At 34.7% G+C, this 455-nt stretch carries 1 tRNA gene; it reads left to right on the plus strand.

What is annotated here, in order from left to right:
* Positions 1 to 58: 58 nt before the first annotated feature.
* Positions 59 to 135, plus strand: a tRNA-Ile gene (locus CD116_RS10260).
* Positions 136 to 455 lie beyond the last annotated feature (320 nt).

A 455-nucleotide genomic window follows, 5' to 3' on the forward strand; every position in this document is an offset into this window, starting at 1 on the left:
GCGGAATAACGTGACATATTGTATTCAGTTTTGAATGTTTATTTAACATTCAAAAAATGGGCCTATAGCTCAGCTGGTTAGAGCGCACGCCTGATAAGCGTGAGGTCGGTGGTTCGAGTCCACTTAGGCCCACCATTATTTGTACATTGAAAACTAGATAAGTAAGTAAAATATAGATTTTACCAAGCAAAACCGAGTGAATAAAGAGTTTTAAATAAGCTTGAATTCATAAGAAATAATCGCTAGTGTTCGAAAGAACACTCACAAGATTAATAACGCGTTTAAATCTTTTTATAAAAGAAAACGTTTGGCAGACAATGAGTTGAATTATTTGAAAGCGGAGTTTACTTCTGTAAACGAGCATTTTAAATAATGAAAACGAAACAGTATGTGAGCGTTTCACTTATAAAAATGGTGGAAACATAGATTAAGTTATTAAGGGCGCACGGTGGATG

Origin of the sequence: Staphylococcus schweitzeri (assembly GCF_002902405.1) — a bacterium.
GTDB lineage: Bacteria > Bacillota > Bacilli > Staphylococcales > Staphylococcaceae > Staphylococcus > Staphylococcus schweitzeri.